General features: G+C 54.9%; 3 protein-coding genes and 1 pseudogene. 3 read left to right on the forward strand and 1 reads right to left on the reverse strand.

Annotated elements, in window-relative coordinates:
- Nucleotides 1-149 precede the first annotated feature (149 nt).
- Nucleotides 150-857: a TetR/AcrR family transcriptional regulator gene (locus CFR80_RS17615; RefSeq protein WP_232275928.1), complete on the forward strand. Its 708-nt coding sequence runs from the start codon at nucleotides 150-152 to the stop codon at nucleotides 855-857.
- Between the two features lie 5 nt (nucleotides 858-862).
- On the opposite strand, the gene CFR80_RS17620 is transcribed toward CFR80_RS17615, so the two are convergent.
- Nucleotides 863-1,375 (reverse strand): hypothetical protein, encoded by a 513-nt coding sequence (locus CFR80_RS17620; RefSeq protein ID WP_010516060.1) that lies wholly within the window; start codon nucleotides 1,373-1,375, stop codon nucleotides 863-865.
- A gap of 394 nt (nucleotides 1,376-1,769) precedes the next feature.
- Here CFR80_RS17620 and CFR80_RS20040 point away from each other — a divergent pair.
- Both CFR80_RS20040 and CFR80_RS17630 read left to right on the forward strand, forming a co-directional pair.
- Nucleotides 1,770-2,159 (forward strand): annotated as a pseudogene (locus tag CFR80_RS20040) (Arm DNA-binding domain-containing protein); the annotation flags it as partial.
- Between the two features lie 364 nt (nucleotides 2,160-2,523).
- Nucleotides 2,524-2,694, forward strand: a 171-nt coding sequence (locus CFR80_RS17630) for a transposase (RefSeq protein ID WP_146221661.1), incomplete at its 3' end; no start/stop codon positions are given.

Here is a 2,694-nt window from a genome sequence, read left to right on the forward strand (position 1 = left end):
AATCGCACCAGCCATTCCCGATCCTCCCTCTCACGACAGAATCAGAACAGGCCCTTCGCGTCACTTCACAGATGAGTCAGAGACAGTAGCCCTTGGTATAAGCCGGTCAAGCAGCACGGCCACACAAAAGCGGGCGGAGCATATTACGAATGAGCAAGAATGGACATGGCGACCCCACGCCCGCGCCGCACGATTGCGACAGTCGGCGACGCGGGCCCGGCAGACCACCAGAAATGGAGGAATGCGAACGCCGGGAGCGCATTCTGGATGCCGCCAGCGAAGTGCTGCAGCAATGCGGCTACCATGCTGCGTCGATGGACAAGGTGGCGCAGCATTCCGCCATGTCCAAACGTACGCTTTACCAGATGTTCAATTCCAAGCAGGACCTGTTCCATACCCTGATCAACACCCGCCTGTTCAACGTCACGCCGGATGAATGTCATTACCGCGATAACCCGGCCGAGGAACTGACGGAACTGCTGATGAACCTTGGCCGCATCATCCTCAGGCCGGACCGTATCAGCCTGATCCGCGCACTGATTACCGAATCACAGGAATCCGCCGATATCCGTCAGATCCTGACCAGCCTGCGTGCGGGGGGGAAGGAAAACGTACTGACCGGCTGGCTGGACCGTTATGTCCGTCAGCACCATTATGAAGTCAGCGATATCTACATATACAGTAACATGCTGTTTGGCATGACAATCGGCGACATGATGTTGCAGAGTCTGGCCTGCGCATCCGGCACTGCATGGATTGAACAGAACATGCGCCCGCGCTTTCACAAGGCCGCACGGATCTTCCTGGCAGGTTTCCAGCAGGAGCATGCCGACACTGCCAGCCCCGGTACAAGCTGAGAATTTCAGAGTTTCTGACGCATTTCCTGCCGGATCGCATTGCATTTCTTGGTAAATACGCTGGCCTGCGATGCTGTCATGAAATTGATGATGAAGGCCCCGACCAGTGAGCAGAACGACAGGGAAATGACAACCTTTCCCGTCACGCCAATGATCGCATCGTAATATTCTGCGGAATACCACAACAGGAACATACTGAGCACAGCCCCGAGAAAACCAAGGATTCCTGTTGAATGAATCAGGGAATCTTCTTCGTTGCTGAAAGCTGAGGATTCCTTCCACAGCATATACAGCTTCTGGTTCATTTCATCGACCTGACAGTCATGTTCAAGCTGCGCAGCACTGGTCACCTTGCCCGGCGCGGACCGATGCATGTCCAGTTCCTGCTGGGCCTTGGCGAATACGCGCCGACGCTCTTTTATGGCGGGCAGACTGATGTCCACGAAACTGAGAATAGCAACATTCAGTCCTGCCGATAGCTGGACAACCGCCTGAAAGTCCCCCCATGTCTGCGTCATGTGGCTTCCCCTTTCCCACACATACCTGCCGTTAGAATACTGTAAGGAAAAGCACAGCAGGAGATCGCAAAATCGTTAGGCAGGGCTGCATTTGGCTATGGCGGCAACCCTGTCCTGAACGCAAAAAAGCCGCCTCTGGGGGCGGCGTTTTTGTATCATATTCAGTGTATTAAGTCTGGTTGCGGGGGCAGGATTTGAACCTGCGGCCTTCAGGTTATGAGTTTGTAGGTAAGAGCTACGCCCTACCACGAAAATCCCCGACGCATCCCGAAGAACTACTACTATCCTATTATTTTAATTGAATAAGTCGTTCATTTTGGCTCTTCTGCCTACGCTTACTCACGCTGACGTTTCAATCCCATTTGCATCCTATATGCATCCTGTGGAGGAAGCCATGCCCCGGATATCAAAGCGCATAATCGCCACCCTCCAGCCTGCCGAAAAGGACTACATCGTCTGGGACGATCAGGTCGCCGGCTTCGCCTTGCGGGTCTGGCCTTCTGGCCGGATGAGCTACGTGGTTCATTACCGAGCCAATGGGCGGTTCCGACGTTATACGATCGGCCATCACGGTCCCTGGACGGCAGACAAAGCACGCGATGAAGCGATCAAAATTCTCGCCCGTGTAAAAGACGGCAACGATCCAAACACCGAACGCGGCGAAGAGCGGACCTCCCCCACCGTCAGCCAGTTCTGCAAGATTTTCATTGAACGGCATGTGAAGACGCATCTGAAACCCACGACGCAAGCCGAATACCAACGCGCGATTGACCTGTTCATCGCGAAAAAAATTGGCAGCCGGAAGATGGCCGCCCTGACCCACTCGGATGTGGTCGCATTCCACCACGCCTATCGCCATATCCCGTATCAGGCGAACCGGACGCTGGGTGTGCTGTCGAAAATGTTCTCCTTGGCAATTCTCTGGGGTGTGCGGACAGACAACATCAATCCATGCAGGGGCGTGAAACGCTATAAGGAGCAGAAGCGCGAGCGCTACCTCACAACAGAAGAACATCAGCGTCTTGGCAAAGCACTCGACGACGGCCGTTCCGCAATGCCGGAAGCCGTCAACGCGTTCCAACAGAAGTGGTCCCCATTTTTCGGACAGGGCGATAAGCTATCATCTGGCCTGAACGAGGACGTGTTTTATGGGCAAGGTTACGCGGAAACGGTATGCGGCGGAGTTCAAATCACGGGTTGCCCTGGAGGCGATCCGTGGGGAACTGACGCTGGCGGAGTTGGCGTCGAAACATGGCGTGCATCAGACGATGATCGCCCAATGGAAGCGCCAGGCGATCGAAGGCATGGCAAGCCTTTTT

It is taken from the genome of Komagataeibacter oboediens, assembly GCF_003207815.1.
Taxonomy (GTDB): Bacteria; Pseudomonadota; Alphaproteobacteria; order Acetobacterales; family Acetobacteraceae; genus Komagataeibacter; species Komagataeibacter oboediens.